We start from the raw sequence: 19,435 nt of genomic DNA on the forward strand, positions 1-19,435 counted from the left end.
TGGTAATCTGTCTTCAGTCTTTATTCTCCGGTTAAAAGAATGCAGGAAAATCGATCAGTGACGCAGCCCGCACCTGAGCGGGTTGAGAAATCAACGGCGGCCGTGCAGGCATTACTGCGCCAGCTGCTGGATATCTATGATGCTAAAACTCTGGCTAACCAGCTTGAGGCCCACGGAGAGAGTCACTGGAGCCCGGCAATACTCAAGAGGCTGCTCATCAGCGATCGGGCAGGGATGCGCATGAGCGAAAGCGAATTTCGTTATCTGCAAAACCTGCTGCCGCGCCCGTCCGCTGCGCATCCGAACTATGCCTTCCGTTTTGTCGATCTTTTTGCCGGTATCGGCGGGATCCGCCACGGCTTCGAAGCCATAGGCGGCCAGTGCGTGTTTACCAGCGAGTGGAATAAACACGCGGTTCGCACTTATAAGGCCAACTGGTATTGCGATCCGCAGCAGCACCACTTCAACGCGGATATTCGCGATGTGACCCTGAGCCACAAAACCGGCGTCAGCGATGAAGAGGCTGCACGGCATATTCGCAACGCCATCCCCGCGCACGATGTGCTGCTGGCGGGTTTCCCGTGTCAGCCTTTCTCGCTTGCCGGCGTATCGAAAAAGAATGCGCTGGGGCGCGCGCACGGTTTTGCCTGCGACACGCAGGGAACGCTGTTTTTCGACGTTGTGCGCATTATTGATGCCCGCCGTCCGCCGATATTTGTGCTGGAAAACGTCAAGAATTTAAAAAGCCATGACGGAGGGAAAACCTTCCGCATCATCATGCAAACGCTGGACGAGCTGGGCTATGACGTGGCTGACGCACAGGACATGGGCGCGGACGATCCCAAGATTATTGATGGCAAACACTTCCTGCCACAACACCGCGAGCGTATCGTGCTGGTGGGCTTCCGCCGCGATCTCAACCTGAAGGGGGATTTTACCCTGCGGGACATTCCCGGGCTCTATCCGGCCCGTCGCCCGTCGCTTGCCGATCTTCTGGAGCCGGTTGTCGACGCGAAATTTATCCTGACGCCGGTGCTGTGGAAATACCTCTATCGCTATGCCAAAAAGCATCAGGCCAAAGGCAACGGTTTTGGCTTTGGTATGGTCAATCCGAACAATCCCGACGTGGTGACGCGCACGCTGTCTGCGCGTTATTACAAAGACGGCGCGGAGATCCTGATCGACAGAGGCTGGGACAGAGCGCTGGGCGAGAAAGACTTTGACGACCCGCAGAACCAGCAGCATCGCCCGCGCCGCTTAACCCCGCGTGAGTGCGCCCGACTGATGGGCTTTGAGACGCCGCAGGGCTACGGTTTCCGCATTCCGGTCTCGGATACCCAGGCCTATCGCCAGTTTGGCAACTCGGTCGTGGTGCCCGCGTTTGCGGCGGTGGCAAAACTGCTGGCCTCCCGCATTAAACAGGCCGTAGCGCTGCGCCAGAGTGAGGCCGTCAATGACGGACGTGCACAATAAGGCCACGCGAAGTAAAAACATGCGTGCCATCGGCACGCGTGATACCGCGATAGAAAAACGGCTGGCCGTGCTGCTGGCTGCAGCCGGGGTTGATTTTCGCGTGCAGGACGCCGCGCTCCCCGGGCGCCCTGACTTCGTGGTCGACGCCTGGCAGTGCATCATCTTCACCCACGGCTGTTTCTGGCACCATCACGACTGCTATCTGTTTAAAGTCCCCGCGACGCGCACCGACTTCTGGCTGGATAAAATTGGCAAAAACGTCGCGCGTGACGAACGCGATATTGCCGCGCTTATCGCACAGGGGTGGCGGGTGCTGGTCGTCTGGGAGTGCGCGCTGCGCGGCAGGCTGAAACTCAGTGACGCACAGCTGACGGAGCGGCTGGAAGAGTGGATCTGCGGCGGCGCGCAGGCCGCGCAGATCGATACCCAGGGGATTAAGGCTTCTCCGCCCCGCACGGCGTGACGGTCGGTTTTGCAGGCAGCAAATATTTACCCAGCGTCACCAGCACCACGGCAAAGACAATCACGCCCAGCGCCAGCCATTCAATCGGTGACAGGGTTTCACCTGCAAAGCTGGTGCCCAGCAGCACGGCAACAACGGGATTGACGTAGGCGTAGCTGGTGGCGACGGCAGGGGAGACGTTGCGGATCAGGAACATATACGCATTGATGGCGATAATTGAGCCAAACAGCGCCAGATACCCAACCGCCAGGAAGCCCGACAGACCGGGCATAGCCGTCAATTTTTCACCCGTCAGGGTCGACGCAATCAGCAGTACGATACCCGCAGCAAGCATCTCAACGGCGCCCGCCATCATGCCGGACGGCAGCTCGATCCGCGAGCCGTACACGGAGCCAAACGCCCAGCTCATGGAGCCAATCAGAATAAGCAGCGCACCCCACGGGTTCCCGCTCAGGTTGCCGCCGCTGTTGAGCATGATGATGCCTGCCAGCCCAATGCCGATCCCAAGCCATTCCAGCTTGCGGGTACGAATGCCGAAAAGACGGCTAAAGCAGAGCGTAAACAGCGGCACGGTGGCAACGACCACGGCAGCAATTCCTGACGGTACGTTCTGGTGCTCGGCAACGGTGACGAAGCCATTCCCGACCGCCAACAGCAGCAGCCCAATCAGGGCCGCGTTGAGCAGAGGGCGCAGCGGGGGCAGCCTGTGGCCGCGCAGCAGCAAGAACGCCATAAGCAGCACGCCTGCAGAGAGGAAGCGAATACCGGCCATCATCAGCGGGGGCCAGCTTTCCACGCCAATGCGAATGACGAAATAGGTGGATCCCCAGATGATATACAGCGAAAAAAGTGCTCCAATGAGCGGTAATAAATGCCGGAAACGCATAGTCCCTCACGACGAAATAAAAAGTTCGCTCATAGTAAACGCCAAAACTATCGGGCTGGCGAGCCCTTTAGTTGTGTAATTGATGTGAAATTATTGTTGACGTGATGTGCCAGTTTCCGGGCTTACGCTTTTGTTCCATACTATTCACTTAATTAGCAAAAAAAGAAGGATAGAGATTTTGGCGGGAAGTAGCTTATTAACATTGCTGGACGATATTGCCACCTTGCTGGATGACATTTCGGTCATGGGAAAACTGGCGGCAAAAAAGACCGCCGGCGTACTGGGGGATGATTTGTCGCTGAACGCGCAGCAGGTCAGTGGCGTACGGGCGAATCGGGAGCTGCCGGTGGTGTGGGGCGTGGCGAAAGGGTCCTTTATCAACAAGGTGATCCTCGTGCCGCTGGCGCTCCTAATCAGCGCATTTATTCCCTGGGCTATTACGCCGCTGCTGATGATTGGCGGCGCGTTCCTGTGCTTTGAGGGCGTGGAGAAAGTGCTTCACACGTTTGCCGCGCGCAAAGAGAGCGATACCCCAGAGGTGCGTCAGCAGCGTCTTGAAGCGCTGGCCGCCCAGGATCCGAAAAGCTTTGAGCGTGACAAGGTGAAAGGCGCCATTCGCACCGACTTTATCCTCTCCGCCGAAATTGTGGCTATCACGCTGGGGATTGTCTCCGAGGCGCCGCTGATGAACCAGGTCCTGATCCTGTCCGGGATCGCCATTCTCGTTACCGTGGGCGTATACGGTCTGGTGGGGCTGATCGTTAAGCTGGATGATATTGGCTACTGGCTGGAAGAAAAATCGAGCGCCGTCGCGCGCGGCATCGGTAAGGGCCTGCTGGTACTTGCCCCCTGGCTGATGAAGAGTTTGTCGGTCGTCGGCACGCTGGCGATGTTCCTCGTGGGGGGCGGGATCGTGGTGCACGGCATCGCGCCGCTCCACCATGCGATTGAGCATTTTGCTGCGGCAAACGGCCCGATAGTGGCCGCCATTTTGCCTACGCTGCTTAATCTGGTGATTGGCTTTATCATTGGTGCGATTGTGGTCGCCGCCGTGAAAGGGGTTGAAAAAATGCGTGGAACCTCGCACTAATTGTTACCTTATCCGGTATGCAAAAAGGTTATTTCTCGTCTAAATTGAAACAGTTTCACCCTGATACGGGAGGCGGGTATGGTCTTTTTGGTCAGTGATGAAGTTAAGCCTAAGAGCGGCGGTCCACGCATGATCGTCACCGGCTATTCCAGCGGAATGGTGGAGTGTCGGTGGCATGATGGCTATGGCATCAAGCGGGAAGCATTTCGTGAAGACGAGCTTCAGCCGGGTGACGGACGGCAACATCGCGATAAGGCTTAATCACTTAACGCCCGGTTCGCCGGGCGTTTTTACGTGGCAACCAGGGAGTGTGTGTGCAGCGCGATACCTATGTTGTAAAACGATCTTTTCAGCAATGGCTGCATAAACGTAGCAATCCCGGCCTGGTTGTCAATCTCTGTTTTATCGTGGTGCTGGTCTTCTCAACCCTCCTGACCTGGCGCGAAGTCGTGGTGCTGGAGGATGCCTATATTTCCAGCCAGCGTAACCATCTGGAAACGGTTGCAAATTCGCTGGACAGGCAGCTGCAGTTTAGCGTCGATAAGATGCTTTTCTTCCGCAACAGCATGGGCGATGCGCTACAAACGCCTCTTGCATTCGGTGTGCTGCACGATGCGGCCCGGCGCTTCGCGGCCCTGCGCGCCACCTCGAACTGGCAGATCGCGGTGGATAAAGACCGCACCTTGCCCCTCAACGGCGTATCGGATGCCTTTGTCGAAAAAACAACGCTGCTCAACCGCGATGATGAGCGTCTGCCAAACGAGCTCTCTGCCGCGCTGGAAGTGGGGTACCTGCTGCGCCTGGCGTCATCAAATACCCGAAAAGAGGAGCGCATAATTTATGTCTCCCGTGCCGGATTCTTTCTCGCTACCGACACGCCGCTACACAAGCAGGACATTTCCCCGCGCTACTATCAGCTGGTCGTCCAGCCCTGGTTTACGCAGCAGTCTGAGCGCAGTAACCGCGCCCGCGCCGTCCGCTGGTTTATTTCACCCGCGTCCATTTTTACCGGTAACCAACCCCTGATCACGGCCAGCGTGCCGATTTACTATGACCATTTCTGGTACGGCGTGGTGGCGATGGACTTCAGCTTCGCCACCATGAAGCGGCTGCTGGTGGATGCAATGGACGATCACGTCGAGGGGGAATATCAGCTTTACGATACCCGGCTCAATCCGATCGCCACGTCGGGTTCTGCCACAAGTGAGATAAATCACTTCGACGAGCGCGACATGGCGCAGATTGCACATGCCTTAGAGAGCGATACTCAGGGCGGCATTCGCCTGGGAAGCCGCTTCGTCAGCTGGGCGCGCCTCGATCACTTTGATGGCGTTGTCCTGCGCGTGCACACCCTCCACGAGGGCGTTCGCGGTGATTTTGGCAGCATCAGCATTGTGCTGGCGCTGCTGTGGGCGCTGTTTACGGCAATGCTGCTGATCTCCTGGCTGGTGATTCGACGCATGGTCAGCAACATGTATGCGCTGCAGCATTCACTCCAGTGGCAGGCCTGGCACGATCCGCTCACCCGCCTGAATAATCGTGGCGCGTTGTTTGAGCGGGCAAAAATCCTCGCAAGAGAGTGCCGGCTGCAGTCTCTGCCGTTCTCGGTTATCCAGATAGACCTCGACCACTTCAAAAGCATTAACGACCGCTATGGCCATCAGACCGGTGATAAAGTCCTGTCTCATGCTGCGGGTCTGATTGCCAGCGCGCTGCGTACTAACGACGTCGCCGGTAGAGTGGGGGGAGAGGAGTTTTGCGTCGTCCTGCCGGGGCTGGGTCTGGAGGAGGCGGCCAAAGTCGCAGAGCGGATCCGCTCACGAATCGACAGCAAGGAGATTCTGGTTAAGAAGAGCACCACCCTGAGGGTCAGCGCATCACTGGGCGTGAGCAGCGCGCAGGAAAAAGAGAATTATAATTTTGAACAGCTGCAGTCCATTGCCGACGTGCGTCTGTATGAGGCGAAGCAGGGTGGGCGCAACCGCGTCGTCTGGCGCGATCACGACAGGAAGTGATCCAGCCCCTCGCGCCAGCCTGCGGGGCCGGGGCGCTGAGAGTGATATACCCGCGCGGGGCTGTCATCCTTCAGCGTGATGCCGTGCCGGTTAATGCCTTTGACAACGACGGCAACGTTGACGCTGTCCAGCAGCGGGGCATCATTTGGCCCATCGCCCAGGCCCAGCGTTATCGGTTCAAGCCCTTCATGGAGGCGATACTGCTCCACCAGCCAGTTAACCGCCACGTCTTTGCCGCACCGCGCGTCCAGCACGTGCCAGAAGCGCGCTCCCTGCACAATCTTTAAGCCCTGCGCGGCCAGCGCCTCTTCAAAGCGCGCCAGCTGTTCATCGCTGTCCCGCCAGATTAACGTCGCGGACGCCTCATGGCGGCGCGCCAGCTGCGACCGAACGCGGTTTAGCCCCGTCCATTCGGCAATTACCCCTTCGTCAACATCATCAAAAGAGGTGAATTTAAAGGACGCGTGCTGGCGGATCTGTGCGAGAGCGTGAGAGATGTCGTCATGCGCCAGGCGTCCAACGACGCGTGTCGCCGGTTCCCAGCGAACGTCAGGCTGTATGACCGCGCCGTTTTCTGCGATGAAAGGCAGACCCGCCAGGCCCAGTTCCTGCTGGATATCGTCAATCTCCGCCGCCGTTTTGCTGCTGCAAAGAATGACGGGGATCTGCTCATCCTGAAGCCTTTCAAGCCAGGATGCCGCAGGCTGCCAGTCGTATGTATGGATATCCAGCAGCGTTCCGTCCAGGTCAGTGAAAATCAATAGTGGATCCTGCAGCGAAGGCATAAGGGCTCCTGATGTGAATAAGTGCTTTCTAAGAATATTCCTAAAAAAATTATCAGCAACGACCGTTCGTTCTGGAACCGATCCCGTCAAACCCACTCGCCGTGGGGGTTATTGCTCATAACGAAAACGCGTACATATGAAATAGGATATTAATCATAAGAATATATCCTTGTAAGACAAATTCGTTAAGGATAGTGTTTCCCGTACATCAGATTTCCTGGTGTAACGAATTTACAAGTGCTTCTTGCATAAGCAAGTTTGATCCCGGTCATCCCCATGACCGGGATTTTTTTCACCTTACCGATTCGCTTCAGACACGCTGAAGTCATGAATATCCAGCTCGAACGCTTCGGCCAGTTCGCGGTAAGTGTGATAGTCCCTCCCGTTCACAATCACTCTGTCTGAGTCATCGTCCGTGCGACGCACTTCAGCCTCGCTGACCTCATTGATAGCGGCAAGCAGGGCATCGACATCCACTTCCACCTCACGCTTGATGGTGTCGCTGTACTCTTTCTCGGTCTTCATTCCGGGCTCCTCATTCACCGTGTCCATTTTTAAGTATAGACCGCACACAAAAACGCCATTCACGCCAGGCGTCGATGCCAGTTACTGCGTTTTGTTCTACACTGGCTCAAAACCACAGGAGGAAAGTATGAAGGTTAACGATCGGGTAACTGTCAAAACGGACGGCGGGCCGCGCCGGCCGGGCGTGGTGCTGGCTGTAGAAGCGTTTAATGAAGGCACCATGTATCTGGTGTCGCTGGAAGACTACCCGCTCGGCATCTGGTTCTTTAATGAACAGGGCCATCCGGACGGCATCTTTGTGGAAACGGCAGAGTAGCAGAGCGTCGGGTGGCGTTCGCGTCCCCGGCGTCTGAAGCGGTGAAATGCAAAAATCTCTGGCCAGGCCAGAGATCGTGTAGGGTACAGAAGGTGTTGGGCGGACTAGCGCATATTGACGAAAATTCCGTTGGTGACATTATCCGTCAGACGGACGACATGATAGATCACTTGCTTATTATGCGTTTTAATCTTCCTTTTAATATTGCCTTTGTGTGACGAAACCGTTTTTGCCTTAATATTCATCTGGTCAGAAATCTGAATTGTCCCTTGTCCAGCCATCCACATTTTTAGCATGCTTGATTCAGTTCTGCTTAATGATAGAGTGGGTAAGTTAACCGCTCCTACATTCTTAACTTCTTTATTCAAATAATCACCCAAAATGTCATCCAGCGACTCGGGCTTAATTGATTTCGAACTGATCAGTAAATTTTTACGGACCAACAAATATTCATCAAAATGGATATTTGCGATCGCCATAAAAACAATAAACAATGTCTTAGGATGCTGATTAATGATTTGCTTAATGTGCTGACTGTTGGCTGGATCGTGAATAAAACAGTCCTCATTAATAAACACCACGCCGGGCTTGTGTTCATCACAAGCGGCTTCGAGTTCGTCAACGGTGTGTGCATCGTTGATGTCTCTCTTTCTTACCCCTCTGCTTGCCAGGTACCCGGTTAACCCTAGCCGGGTGTAGCTGCATAAATCCATAATGATCGTTGACATGGCATACCCTCACTCAATGCGTAACGATAATTCACCATCTGCCTGAGAGCTCATAAACAGCCATACGGGATGGAAAAACGTAATAAAACCTGTGAGCATGACAAAGACTTTCAGGCGAACTCACTATCCCGTAAAGTTACGTATAATTTGCCAGGAATCATCTTAAAGTAAAGTAAATATTAAGTATTGTGAGGTGGTTAGAAACAATTAAACCGCGTCAGATATATCCTGGAAGATGTTTTTCATGTTTTATTTTAGGAATATCCTCAGGAAGACACTGCAAACATTAAGGTTTATTATTTTCGTGGCAATTCGCTGACAATATCGGCCAGCAGATTAAATATCTCGCTGAATAAATGTTCACAGAACGGGGCGATAAGCGGCATCAGCAATGACATTAATAAAAGACCCACCGTCAACGTAACCGGGAAACCGATGACAAATACGGATAGCTGCGGGGCCATTCTGTTCAACAAACCTAATGAAAGGTTGACCGTCAGCAGCAGGGTGATGATCGGCAGCGCCAGCATGAGCCCGTTGAGGAAAATCAGACCGGCCGCGCGAACGAGAGCCAGGAAGGCATTGCTGTTCACCGGATTTTCGCCAATCGGCAGCGTGTGGAACGTATCCACCAGCATTGAGATCAGCCACAGGTGGCCGTTGAACGAGAGGAACAGCAGCATCGCCAGCAGGTCGATTATACGCGCAATCACCGGCATGTTGAGATGGCTGCCGGGGTCGACAAAGGTCGCAAAGGAGAGACCCATCTGCAGGCCGATCAGCTCGCCGGCCGTTCGCACGGCGGCAAAGGCGAGCTGCATGGTAAACCCGACGGCAACGCCAATCATGACCTGCTGCAGGGCCACCCACGCCGCGTTGGCGGAAAAAATGGGGATCTCAACCGGCGGCAGGGTCGGTGCGACGATAACCGTGATTATCATGCCCAGACCCACTTTGACCCGCTTGGGTATCGATTTTTCGCTCAGAATGGGGGCGGTAGAGATAAGCGCCATGATGCGCAGCATGGGCCAGAAATAGACGCCAAGCCACTGAACCATTTGATCGCTGGTGAAATGCAGCATCGTCGCGTCAGCCGATGATATACGGCAGATTGGTAAACAGGTTGCGCATGTAGTCCAGCAGCAGGTTCAGCATCCACGGCCCGGCAACGATAATCGCCACGAAGACGGCGATAATTTTGGGGATGAACGACAGCGTCATTTCGTTAATCTGCGTGGCGGCCTGCAGTATGCTGATGATAAGGCCGGTCACCAGCGCAACGAGCAGCAGGGGGGCGGCAACGGCAATCGCGACTTTCATCGCTTCCGTGCCCATCATCATGACCGATTCTGGCGTCATTGCGGCCCCTTAGCTGTAAAAGCTCTGTGCCAGCGAGCTGACAAGAAGCTGCCAGCCGTCAACCAGCACAAAAAGCATGATTTTAAAGGGCAGGGCGATGGTCGCAGGCGGAACCATCATCATCCCCAACGCCATCAGCACGCTGGCGATCACCAGGTCGATAATCAGGAACGGAATGAAGATGGTGAAGCCTATCTGGAACGCCGTTTTCAGCTCGCTGGTCACGTAGGCGGGCAGCAAAATGCGCATCGGCACGGCTTCAGGGCCCTGAAGTTCGCCGGTGTTGGCCAGGCGGGCAAACAGGGCTAAATCGGCTTCACGGGTCTGGCGCAGCATAAACTCACGCAGCGGCTGCGCGCCTTTCTCCAGCGCAACCTGCATGGAAATTTTGTCTTCGCTGAACGGCTGGTAGGCGTCGGTGTAAATCTTGTCGATCACCGGCGACATAATGAAAAAGGTCAAAAACAGGGATAGGCCGAGCAGCACCTGGTTCGGCGGTGCGGACGGCGTACCCAGCGCGTTTCGCAGCAGGCCAAACACGATGATGATGCGCGTGAAGCTGGTCATCATCAGCAGAATGGCGGGGATAAACGTCAGCGAGGTGATGAAAACCAGGGTCTGAACGGAGAGCGACCAGCTTTGTGCACCCCCGGCAAGGGGGGTAGAGACCAGGCCTGGCAGCTGCGCGTGCACGGCGGGCGCAAACAGGGCCAGGCCCGCAAGCGTAAGGGATAACAAACGGCGCATCAGGATCTCCCGGAACGCTTAAGCAAACTCTTCATGACGGACTGAAAATCCGCAGGGGCTTCTGCGCTCTCATCAACCGGAACGGGTGCAGGCGGCAGTTTATGTAATACGCTGATGTTTGACGCGGTAATGCCCAGGACCAGGCGCGTATCCTCCACGTCGACAATGACCACGCGCTCGCGTGGCCCCAGCGACGTGCTGGCGCTGACCTTCAGGCCACGCGCAGCGGCGGTTTTACCCGCCAGGCCAAAACGTTTTGCCAGCCAGGCGGCAATGAGAATGAAGGCAATAATACCGAACAGGGCGCCGCTCACCTGGAGCAGCGGTGAACCCGGTACCGCGGAGGGTTGTGATATTGTTGCCTGGGTTTTCATTCTTAACGGCTCAGACGACGCATGCGTTCAGACGGGGTAATGATGTCGGTAATACGCACGCCGTATTTATCGGCGACGACGACCACTTCACCCTGGGCAATCAGATAGCCGTTGATCAGGATATCCAGCGGCTCGCCGGCCAGGCCGTCAAGCGCGACCACGGAACCCTGGGTCAGGCGCAGCAGCTCTTTGATGGTCATGCGGGTACGGCCCAGCTCCACGGTCAGCTTCACCGGGATATCCATAATCAGGTCGATGTCCTGCAGCGTGCCGCTGACGTCACCGCCGCCCAGCTGCTGGAATACCGCGTCCGCCGCGCTTTTGCCTGCCGGTGCTTTTTGCTCGTTTAACGCGTCAGCCCACAGATCGTCCAGTGCTCCGCTGTTTTCATCGGACGGATTGTTCATGTCACTCATTTGGGCTGTTCCTCATTCAGCGAATTCAATATCGGGTTGATCAAGTGCTCAACGCGTAACGCATACTGGCCGTTTATGGTGCCGTACTGGCTTGTCAGCACGGGTACGCCATCTACGTGGGCAATGATGCGGTCGGGTTTGTCTATCGGCAGAACGTCGCCGGGTTGTAATTTCAGGATCTGGGATAGCCGCATGGAGATGTCGGCAAAGTTGGCCACCAGCTCCAGCTGCGAGTGCTGCACCTGGCGCACCAGGTTTTCGCGCCAGTTTTGATCCTCGTTGCGCGAGTTCTCCAGCGGCGGGTTCACCAGCAGCTCGCGCAGGGGTTCAATCATGCTGAACGGCAGGCAGATATTGAACTCGCCGGTCAGGTTGCCGATCTCCACGTGGAACGGCGTGTTGACCACGATATCGTTCGGCGAGGTGGTGATATTCGTAAATTTCACCTGCATCTCAGAACGCACGTACTCCACTTCCAGCGGATTAATCGCTTTCCACGCGTCGCTATAGGAGTCCAGCGCCAGCTTCAGCATGCGGTTAATCACGCGCTGCTCGGTGTGGGTAAATTCGCGCCCTTCCACTTTGGTGGGGAAGCGGCCATCGCCCCCGAACAGGTTATCCACCGCGATAAATACCAGGCTTGGCGAAAACACCACCAGCCCCGTGCCGCGCAGCGGCTTCAGGTGAATAAGGTTAAGGTTGGTTGGCACCGGCAGGTTGCGGGCAAACTCGTGGTACGGCTGAATGCGGATCGCACCGACGGTGATGTCCGGGCTGCGGCGCAGCAGGTTAAACAGCCCCATACGGAACTGACGCGCAAAACGTTCGTTGATGATCTCCAGCGCCTGCAGACGTTCGCGTACCACGCGACGCTGGGTATTCGGGTCATAGGGACGAATATTATCGTCGCCGCTCAGCCCCGGTTTCGGATCGTCACTTTTATCGCTGTCGCCGTTAAGCAGCGCATCGATTTCTGCCTGAGAAAGAATACTGTCGCCCATGTCGTTACCGCAGTATGAAGGCTGTATACAGAACGTCGGTGACTTCCTGCTTAGGTTGGCCGTTTACCAGCGGGGTCGCCAGCGTTTGCTTAATTGCGTCGACCAGTTTTTGCTTACCGTCGTCGGTGGCAAGCGTCGAAGCGTCCTGACGCGAGAACAGCAGCAGAAGACGGCTACGCACTTCAGGAAGGTAATCGTTCAGACGGGCGCGGGTCGCTTCGTCCTTCAGACGCAGCGTAATACCCACGTACAGCACACGGTCCGCATCGCCCAGGTTAACGGTGAAGGTATCCAGTGGGAAAAATACCGGTGCCGGCGGGGGCGGTGCTTCGGCTTTGGCCGCAGCGCCGGAAGGTTCCTGCTGCATGCGCCAGTAACTATAGCCCGCGGTAGCGCAGGCGGCGAGCGTGATCAACACCAGCAGCGGGATCCAGATGGAACGCTTACTTTTTTTGGTGATAGCGGAGTCAGTCATCTGATACGAGCTTCCTGTTTCGGTACAGCTTAATACGGTGATTATCCCGTGTCCGCCTTATCTCAAAGCGTGGAAAAGACGGGGATAATCACGCTACCTCGGGCGTTAGGCAAAGATGTCTACCGCACCGTTCCCGCGCGCGGAGGATTGCAGTGCAGCAGGCGTCGGCAGTAATTCATCGCTCTCTTCATTAAACGTGCCGTTTTGACCGGAACGCGAAGCCTGGTGCTGCTGCTGAGAAGACGACTGCTGCTGCCCGGCAAAGCTCTCGCTGCTTACGCTGCTCTGCGAAAGCTGAATACCGTTTTCCGCAAGTGAGGTGCGCAGCATAGGGAGCGCGGCTTCGAGAGCCGCACGCACATGGCTGTGCGCAGAAACCATCTGCAGCTGGGCCTGGTTATCATCAAGCTTAAGCGAAATTTGTACCTGACCCAGATCTTCCGGGTGCAGACGCAGTTCAGCGGTCTGCTGGCCCTGTCGGGTAAACAGCGTGATGTGCTGGCTTAACGTTTGTTGCCATTCGCTGGTTCCCAGCGGCTGGCTTAACACCGGCGCGGTAGCAACCGTCGCCGCAGGCTGTGAGGCAACATGGCTGCCTACGACCGGGGCTATCGTCGCGGTGGGCGAGGTGGACGAGGTGGACGACGCGCTGCTCGCGATATCCTGCTTTTCAGCGGACGCCGCTACGGCTGGCGCGACGGCCGCACCGGCTGGCAATGAATTGTCAGCGGGTTGCGCCACGGGCTGATAACCCGATTGCGCCGGTGCTTTTTCCTGCCCTGCCAGCGCCTGTTGGCCGCTGCCGGACGACGGGAGCGCCGAGGTGAGGGGGGCCCGGGCGGTAATCCCTTCGGTGCCAGTCGCCTCCGGTGCGGCAGCCGTCGCGGTTTGCTGGTGCGGTAGCATGGCCATCAGCGCGCTCAGCCCCGCGAGCTCTTCTTCGCTCAGGTCGGTTTTACCGTCCTCTTTCGCTGCGGCGTTGGTCAGCGTCTTCAGCGCGTCGCCGTGGGCGGCAGGCATCAGCCCGGATACCAGCGTTTGAAGGACGCTGGCTGGCGCCGCGTCGTCGGCAGGCGCCGTATCCTTAAGTGAGAGCAAATCGGCAATTTTGGCCTGCAGCGCGGTTTTGCTATCGTCCTGCGGTGCCACTTTTGCCAGCTTGCTGCCCGCGGCTTTGAGATCGGCGAGGGTCAGCGGCGCATCGGTGCCCTGCCCGGTGGCATCCGTTAGCGCACCCGCCAGCAGGGAGAGAAAGTCCTGCGCACCGTCTTCAGCGCCTTTTCCCGTCAGCGTGGTGCCGGACAGGTCGCTGTCGGTGGTCAGCAGTTGTTGCAGTGTGATCATTCCGGTTTCCTCATTGATGCGCGCTGGGCAAACTCATCCATTTTTTTCTGATCCAGACGGTTTTCCGCCAGGGTTGTCGCGGCTATCTGTCTGTCCTGTAGGGTTTGCCAGGCCTGCAGCCGCTGCTTTTTCTCGCGCCAGAAATTGAGCGCGGTATCGACTTTCTGGGTCCACTGGTTTAGCTGCTGGCGGTGCTGTTCAATCGCCTTTTCCAGCGTCTGAATAAACTGCTGATAGTTGATCCAGCGCTGGCTGCCAATGCCCTGCGTCATATCGGTATTCAGGTTGGTGCGATATTCATGCTGATAGTCGATTAACATCCTCAACTGCTCCTCAGCCTGCTGGCACCCGCGTCGCATTGCGCCAAGCTGCAGTGCGGCATCATCAACTTCTTTTTCTGCCAGATCTTTCAGCGTTGATAACGCGCTGTTTTGCGCCATGACCGTCGCCCTCCACCTGTGTTACACCTGCGGGAAAATCAGATCCAGAGCCTGGATTGAGTCTTCCCAGTCGGCGCGTTCAAAAATACCTTGTTGCAAAAACGCTTCCAGCTGCGGCCACAGGGTAATCGCCTTGTCGAGCATCGGGTCGCTGCCTTTGGCATACGCCCCAACGCTCACCAAATCGCGGTTGCGCTGGAAGCTGGAGAGCAGTTGTTTGAAGTTACGCACGCGGGCGTAGTGCTTCTCGGTAATCAGCGCCGTCATCGCGCGGCTGATTGAGGCTTCAATGTCGATAGCCGGGTAGTGCCCGGCTTCGGCCAGGCGTCGCGAGAGCACGATGTGACCGTCGAGGATCGCACGCGCGGAGTCGGCAATCGGGTCCTGCTGGTCATCGCCCTCGGTCAGGACCGTATAGAATGCGGTGACGGAGCCGCCGCCGCTGATGCCGTTCCCCGCGCGCTCCACCAGGGCAGGGAGCTTGGCAAAGACCGAAGGCGGATACCCTTTGGTCGCCGGCGGCTCGCCGATAGCGAGCGCGATTTCGCGCTGCGCCATTGCGTAACGGGTGAGTGAGTCCATGATCAGCAGCACGTGCTGGCCGCGGTCGCGGAAATCTTCGGCGATGCGGGTTGCGTAGGCGGCACCCTGCATGCGCAGCAGCGGCGACACGTCCGCGGGAGCGGCGATGACCACCGAGCGGGCGCGGCCTTCCGCGCCCAGAATGTTTTCGATGAAGTCTTTGACCTCACGGCCACGTTCGCCAATCAGACCCACGACGATCACGTCGGCCTGCGTATAGCGCGCCATCATGCCGAGCAGAACGGATTTCCCGACGCCGGAGCCGGCAAACAGGCCCATACGCTGCCCGCGCCCAACGGTGAGGAGGGCGTTAATCGGGCGCACGCCGGTATCGAGCACGTGCTCGATGGGGGTACGCTGCAGGGGGTTAAACGGCTGGGTGATCAGCGCGCCGGTTTCCGTGGTGTCCGGCGCGGGCAGGCCGTCGAGCGGTTTACCGCTCCCGTCCAGCACGCGCCCGAGCAGCGCCGGGCCAAGCGGCAGCTGTTTGCCGCTCTGCAGGCCGTCGCCTGAGCTGTTTTTAGCGTAGACGCGCGCGCCGGGCAAAACCCCTTCGACCTCTTCGAGCGGCATCAGGAACAGGCGCTGGCCGTTAAAACCGACGACCTCGCTTTCCACCTCGCGCATTTCCAGCCCGTCCTGACGTTCGATGACGCATGTCGCACCGAGCGGAAGCTGCAGGCCCGTGGCTTCCAGCACCAGGCCGGTCGCGCGGGTCAGTCGTCCATAACGACGAACGGACGGCAGCTGCGCCATCTTCGTTTCAAAGTTATCAAGGGTGTTGAGCCAGCGCGTAAGGCGTGCGGTCATCAGACGACTCCCGGCGCCGCCAGGCGGCACAGTTCCTGCCAGCGGGTGGCCACGCTGGCGTCAAGATCGCCTTCATCGGCGGAGACTTTACAGCCTCCGTGATGCAGCGACGGGTCGCCGCGCAGCCGCCAGCCGTGCAGGCTTAACGTTGCGCCCAGGCTCTCTTCAACGCGCTGTAAATCATCGGGATGCACGCGCAGCTGCGGTTTGCCGCTGAACAGCGGCTCCTGCTGAAGCAGGCCCTGGATCTGTTTAATCAGCGCCGTGTTATCGACGGCTGGCGTCTGGCCGATAACCTGACGCGCCGCCTCCAGCGCCATCTGCATCAGGCGCGAGGCGATCACGCTGTCGAGCGCATCGAGGGTGTGCTGAAATTCGCTCACCAGCTGCTGCATGCGGGCGTGCAGCGGCGCCTGCTGCTGGCGCGCCTGCTCAATGCCCTGCTCTAAACCTTTTGCGAGGCCTTCCTGGTAACCTTGTTCCTGTCCTTTCTGTCGGCCCTCATTCATCCCCGCGGTAAAGCCCTGTTCGTGCGCCTGCATCTGCAGCTGTGCCAGCATCTGGGCGCGCTGTTCCTCTTCGCTCAGCGAAGGGGGAGCGGCGTCCTCGTCGCCCTCGTCGGGCGACAGCATGGCAGGGGTGAACTCCGAGAGAGGAGGGGCCAGGTCGTCGGGCGTCCAGCGCTTCCACGACAGCTCATCAGACATAGGTGTCGTCTCCGCTGCCAATCACCATCTCGCCGGTTTCCGCCAGACGACGAACGATAAGCAGGATCGCCTTCTGTTCGTTTTCCACCTGAGACAGGCGGACAGGGCCGCGGTTGGCCAGGTCGTCGCGCAGGATATCTGCCGCACGCTGGGACATGTTGCGCAGGAACTTCTCGCGCAGCGGCTGTTCGGCGCCTTTGAGGGCGATAAGCAGCGATTCGGAATCCACTTCCTGGAGCAGGCGCTGGATGCTGCGGTCGTCCACTTCGACCAGGTTTTCGAACAGGAACATCTCGTCGATAATTTTCTGCGCCAGCTCGCCGTCGAACTCGCGAACGGCCGTAATAACCGCTTCTTCCTGCTGCGTTTTCATCAGGTTGATGATCTCTGCCGCCGTTCTCACGCCGCCCATTTTGCTGCGCTTGAGGTTCTGGCCGTCGAGCAGGTTGTTCAGCACTTCGGTCAGCTCCGCCAGCGCGGCTGGCTGGACGCCGCCAAAGGTGGCGATACGCAGCATCACATCGTGGCGCAGGCGCTCTTCGAACAGCGCCAGAATATCGGCCGCCTGGCCGCGCTTGAGGTGCACCAGGATGGTGGCGATGATCTGCGGGTGCTCGTCGCGAATAAGGTCGGCGGCACTCTGCGGCTCCATAAAGTTGAGCGTCTCGATCCCGCTGGCGGTATCGCGCGTTTCCAGAATGTCTTCCAGCAGGCTGGCGGCACGCTCTTCGCCCAGCGCCTTGACCAGCACGGAGCGCAGGTATTCGTTGGCGTTGACGTTGAGCGCGGCAAACTGTTCGGCCTCCTGCTCAAACTCCGCCAGCACTTCGGTCAGCTGCTTGTTGGAGATCTGACGCACGTTGGCCATGGCCGCAGAGAGAATTTGTACTTCTCGCTGCGAGAGGTGTTTAAACACCTCCGCCGCGCGGTCTTCACCAATGGTCATCAGCAGGATGACGCTCTTATCGGTACCTGAAAGCTCGTTACTCATGTTCGTTACCCATCCAACCGCGGATGACCAGCGCGACGACGCGCGGATCGTTATCTGACATTTCGCGAATACGCTGGCTCATCACCTCGGCGCCCATGCGCTGGTTAGCACGGCGCTGCTGCATCTGTTCGTCTTTGCTGAGGCGGACTTCTACCGCTTCTTCCACTTCCTGACGGTTGTTCATCTGTTCCAGCGCGGCTTTCTCGGCGGCAGCACGACGCTGAAGCTGAGGGCGAACGCCTTTGCGCCATAGCAGCCATGCGACAATCAGCACCAGCAGCCAGCGGCCCGCGGACATCAGCTGATCGATAAACGCCTGCTGTTGCCAGAACGGCAGCTCACCGCCCGTTTCGTCAACCGAGTTGAACGGAGAGTTCACCACGTTGAGGGTATCGCCACGTTTTTCTGAATAACCCATCGCTTCGCGGGTCAGGTCTTCAATCTGCTTCATCTGCTCGGCGGTCAGCGGCAGAGGCTTGCCGTCCGGCAGCGTTTTGTAGTTGACCACTACGGCAACGGACAGGCGCTGAACGTCGCCCACGTTGAGTTTGGTGTGGCGAATGGTGCGGTCGACTTCGAAGTTAGTCGTCTCGTTACGGCTGCTGGTCCGTGGACCCGCGCTGTTCGCCGTCGAGGTGGTCTGCTGAGCGTTTTGCTGACCATTCTGCGGGTTCTGGTTAGCCGCAGGCGTGGTAATCGGCGCGGCGTTGGCCGGCGCCGGCTGGTTCGAGAGCGCGCCCGGCACGCCGCCGGGGTAAGGGCCGCCAACCTGCTCGTTTTCATTAATCTGACGAGAACGCATCACGGCCTGGGCCGGGTTGCCGTTCGGGCTGTACTGCTCTTCGGTCTGCTCTTTATTGGCGAAGTCGATCTGCGCGGTGACCTGCGCGTGGACGTTGCTGTTGCCCACTACCGGGCCGAGGATTGCTTCGATACGGCGCTGCAGGCGGCCTTCGACATCGGCGGCGTATTTCAGCTGCGCGTCGTTAAGGTCGCGACCGGCGCTGTTGTTTTGCGTCAGCAGATGCCCGCTCTGATCGACTAACGTCACGTTACCCGGCGGTAAACCCGCTACGGCGCTGGAGACCAGATGCGTCACGGCGCTGATTTGCCCTTCGTCCAGCGCGCGGCCCGGCTCGAGGTTGACGGTGACGGACGCAGACGGGGATTTTTGTTCACGAACGAACAGCGACGGTTTAGGCATGGCAAGGTGCACGCGCGCACTCTTCACCGGGCCTAAGGTTTCAATCGTACGGGCCAGTTCACCTTCCAGCGCGCGCTGGTAGTTCACCTGCTCGCTGAACTGGCTGATGCCGAATTTTTCCTGGTCCAGCAGTTCAAACCCGACGGCACCCCCTTTCGGCAGCCCCTGCTGAGCCAGACGCAGGCGCAGCTCATGCACTTTATCTGCCGGTACTTCAAGCGCGCCGCCGTTATCGGCAAAGCGATAGGGGATGTTCATCTGGGTAAGCTGGGTGACGATGGCGCCGCCATCCTGATCGGAGAGATTGCTGTAAAGCGTGCGGTAATCAGGGCTTTTTGCCCACAGGACCATCGCAACCAGGATCGCAATGGCGGCAGCGCCTGCCACGATCAACGGGATTTTAGGGTTCGCGCGAAGGCGGTTCATCCACTCGAGTGATTTATTCTGTGGCGCTGTCGATGCTGCTGTCGCACTCATTGCGCACCTCTTAAATCCTGGTGATTTACGTTATTCGTGTAGAGAAACAAAACTGACTCCCGGGTCGGCAAACACGACAAAAGTTCCATACGTATGGCCCAGCCATTATTTGATGATTCGGGATTTTCTATGCGTCAAATAACCTGGTTTTTTAACGCTATTTACCGCCTTTATCTTATTGACAAGCTGTTAGTCTTGACCGCGTAAAAAACCATCCAGGGGAAAGT

Annotated in this window: 23 protein-coding genes; 6 read left to right on the forward strand and 17 right to left on the reverse strand. The window is 57.7% G+C overall.

Going from position 1 to position 19,435, the window contains the following annotated elements:
- Positions 1–39: 39 nt before the first annotated feature.
- Entirely contained in the window at positions 40–1,473 is a 1,434-nt protein-coding gene (locus tag D5067_RS08680; RefSeq protein ID WP_162844800.1) for a DNA cytosine methyltransferase, read from the forward strand.
- On the forward strand, positions 1,454–1,936 hold the full coding sequence (locus D5067_RS08685; RefSeq protein WP_119938379.1) for a very short patch repair endonuclease: 483 nt from the start codon (positions 1,454–1,456) through the stop codon (positions 1,934–1,936). The genes D5067_RS08680 and D5067_RS08685 overlap by 20 nt, the downstream gene beginning before the upstream one ends.
- Here D5067_RS08685 and yedA read toward each other — a convergent pair.
- Entirely contained in the window at positions 1,908–2,822 is a 915-nt protein-coding gene (yedA, locus tag D5067_RS08690; RefSeq protein WP_119938380.1) for a drug/metabolite exporter YedA, read from the reverse strand. The two genes, D5067_RS08685 and yedA, sit on opposite strands and share 29 nt — an antisense overlap.
- Positions 2,823–3,000: 178 nt before the next feature.
- Between yedA and D5067_RS08695 the strand changes: the two genes are divergently transcribed.
- From D5067_RS08695 to dgcQ, 3 genes are all read left to right on the forward strand, one after another.
- A complete protein-coding gene (locus D5067_RS08695) occupies positions 3,001–3,912 on the forward strand; it encodes a DUF808 domain-containing protein (protein WP_119938381.1) in 912 nt (303 codons plus the stop codon).
- Between the two features lie 78 nt (positions 3,913–3,990).
- Complete coding sequence (locus tag D5067_RS08700; protein WP_119938382.1) at positions 3,991–4,173, forward strand: YodC family protein; 183 nt, start codon at positions 3,991–3,993, stop codon at positions 4,171–4,173.
- A gap of 53 nt (positions 4,174–4,226) precedes the next feature.
- The gene (gene dgcQ, locus D5067_RS08705; protein WP_119938383.1) at positions 4,227–5,927 is read left to right on the forward strand and encodes a cellulose biosynthesis regulator diguanylate cyclase DgcQ; all 1,701 of its coding nucleotides are present in this window, start codon (positions 4,227–4,229) and stop codon (positions 5,925–5,927) included.
- Here the strand turns inward: dgcQ and D5067_RS08710 are convergent.
- Positions 5,912–6,712 carry a mannosyl-3-phosphoglycerate phosphatase-related protein gene (locus D5067_RS08710; RefSeq protein WP_119938384.1) on the reverse strand — a complete coding sequence of 267 codons (801 nt, stop codon included), beginning with the start codon at positions 6,710–6,712 and terminating at the stop codon, positions 5,912–5,914. The genes dgcQ and D5067_RS08710 overlap by 16 nt on opposite strands.
- A gap of 297 nt (positions 6,713–7,009) precedes the next feature.
- The gene (gene yodD, locus D5067_RS08715; RefSeq protein ID WP_119938385.1) at positions 7,010–7,237 is read right to left on the reverse strand and encodes a YodD family peroxide/acid resistance protein; all 228 of its coding nucleotides are present in this window, start codon (positions 7,235–7,237) and stop codon (positions 7,010–7,012) included.
- Between the two features lie 127 nt (positions 7,238–7,364).
- Between yodD and dsrB the strand changes: the two genes are divergently transcribed.
- Entirely contained in the window at positions 7,365–7,553 is a 189-nt protein-coding gene (gene dsrB / locus D5067_RS08720) for a protein DsrB (RefSeq protein ID WP_199746098.1), read from the forward strand.
- Positions 7,554–7,657: 104 nt separating this feature from the next.
- Here dsrB and rcsA read toward each other — a convergent pair whose 3' ends face one another.
- From rcsA to fliF, 14 genes are all read right to left on the reverse strand, one after another.
- Entirely contained in the window at positions 7,658–8,281 is a 624-nt protein-coding gene (gene rcsA / locus D5067_RS08725) for a transcriptional regulator RcsA (RefSeq protein ID WP_119938387.1), read from the reverse strand.
- A 296-nt stretch (positions 8,282–8,577) separates the two neighbouring features.
- Positions 8,578–9,363: a flagellar biosynthetic protein FliR gene (gene fliR / locus D5067_RS08730; protein WP_119938388.1), complete on the reverse strand. Its 786-nt coding sequence runs from the start codon at positions 9,361–9,363 to the stop codon at positions 8,578–8,580.
- A gap of 7 nt (positions 9,364–9,370) precedes the next feature.
- Positions 9,371–9,640 (reverse strand): flagellar biosynthesis protein FliQ, encoded by a 270-nt coding sequence (gene fliQ, locus D5067_RS08735; protein WP_003859587.1) that lies wholly within the window; start codon positions 9,638–9,640, stop codon positions 9,371–9,373.
- Positions 9,641–9,649: 9 nt separating this feature from the next.
- Positions 9,650–10,387, reverse strand: a complete 738-nt coding sequence (gene fliP / locus D5067_RS08740) for a flagellar type III secretion system pore protein FliP (RefSeq protein ID WP_119938390.1) — start codon at positions 10,385–10,387, stop codon at positions 9,650–9,652.
- Positions 10,387–10,761 carry a flagellar biosynthetic protein FliO gene (fliO, locus tag D5067_RS08745; protein WP_119938391.1) on the reverse strand — a complete coding sequence of 125 codons (375 nt, stop codon included), beginning with the start codon at positions 10,759–10,761 and terminating at the stop codon, positions 10,387–10,389. Before fliO ends, fliP begins: the two co-directional genes overlap by 1 nt.
- Positions 10,762–10,763: 2 nt before the next feature.
- A complete protein-coding gene (gene fliN, locus D5067_RS08750; protein ID WP_119938393.1) occupies positions 10,764–11,177 on the reverse strand; it encodes a flagellar motor switch protein FliN in 414 nt (137 codons plus the stop codon).
- Positions 11,174–12,178, reverse strand: coding sequence for a flagellar motor switch protein FliM (gene fliM / locus D5067_RS08755; protein WP_119938395.1), 1,005 nt, complete (start codon positions 12,176–12,178; stop codon positions 11,174–11,176). The genes fliN and fliM overlap by 4 nt, the downstream gene beginning before the upstream one ends.
- 4 nt (positions 12,179–12,182) lie before the next feature.
- Positions 12,183–12,653: a flagellar basal body-associated protein FliL gene (fliL, locus tag D5067_RS08760; RefSeq protein WP_119938396.1), complete on the reverse strand. Its 471-nt coding sequence runs from the start codon at positions 12,651–12,653 to the stop codon at positions 12,183–12,185.
- Positions 12,654–12,758: 105 nt separating this feature from the next.
- Complete coding sequence (fliK, locus tag D5067_RS08765) at positions 12,759–13,997, reverse strand: flagellar hook length control protein FliK (protein WP_119938398.1); 1,239 nt, start codon at positions 13,995–13,997, stop codon at positions 12,759–12,761.
- On the reverse strand, positions 13,994–14,437 hold the full coding sequence (gene fliJ, locus D5067_RS08770) for a flagellar export protein FliJ (RefSeq protein ID WP_119938400.1): 444 nt from the start codon (positions 14,435–14,437) through the stop codon (positions 13,994–13,996). Before fliJ ends, fliK begins: the two co-directional genes overlap by 4 nt.
- Positions 14,438–14,458: 21 nt before the next feature.
- Positions 14,459–15,829 (reverse strand): flagellar protein export ATPase FliI, encoded by a 1,371-nt coding sequence (gene fliI, locus D5067_RS08775; protein WP_119938401.1) that lies wholly within the window; start codon positions 15,827–15,829, stop codon positions 14,459–14,461.
- The gene (gene fliH / locus D5067_RS08780) at positions 15,829–16,536 is read right to left on the reverse strand and encodes a flagellar assembly protein FliH (RefSeq protein ID WP_119938403.1); all 708 of its coding nucleotides are present in this window, start codon (positions 16,534–16,536) and stop codon (positions 15,829–15,831) included. The genes fliI and fliH overlap by 1 nt, the downstream gene beginning before the upstream one ends.
- Complete coding sequence (gene fliG / locus D5067_RS08785) at positions 16,529–17,527, reverse strand: flagellar motor switch protein FliG (protein ID WP_119938405.1); 999 nt, start codon at positions 17,525–17,527, stop codon at positions 16,529–16,531. Before fliG ends, fliH begins: the two co-directional genes overlap by 8 nt.
- Complete coding sequence (fliF, locus tag D5067_RS08790) at positions 17,520–19,208, reverse strand: flagellar basal-body MS-ring/collar protein FliF (RefSeq protein ID WP_119938407.1); 1,689 nt, start codon at positions 19,206–19,208, stop codon at positions 17,520–17,522. Before fliF ends, fliG begins: the two co-directional genes overlap by 8 nt.
- Positions 19,209–19,435 lie beyond the last annotated feature (227 nt).

Source organism: Enterobacter huaxiensis (assembly GCF_003594935.2).
GTDB classification, from domain to species: domain Bacteria; phylum Pseudomonadota; class Gammaproteobacteria; order Enterobacterales; family Enterobacteriaceae; genus Enterobacter; species Enterobacter huaxiensis.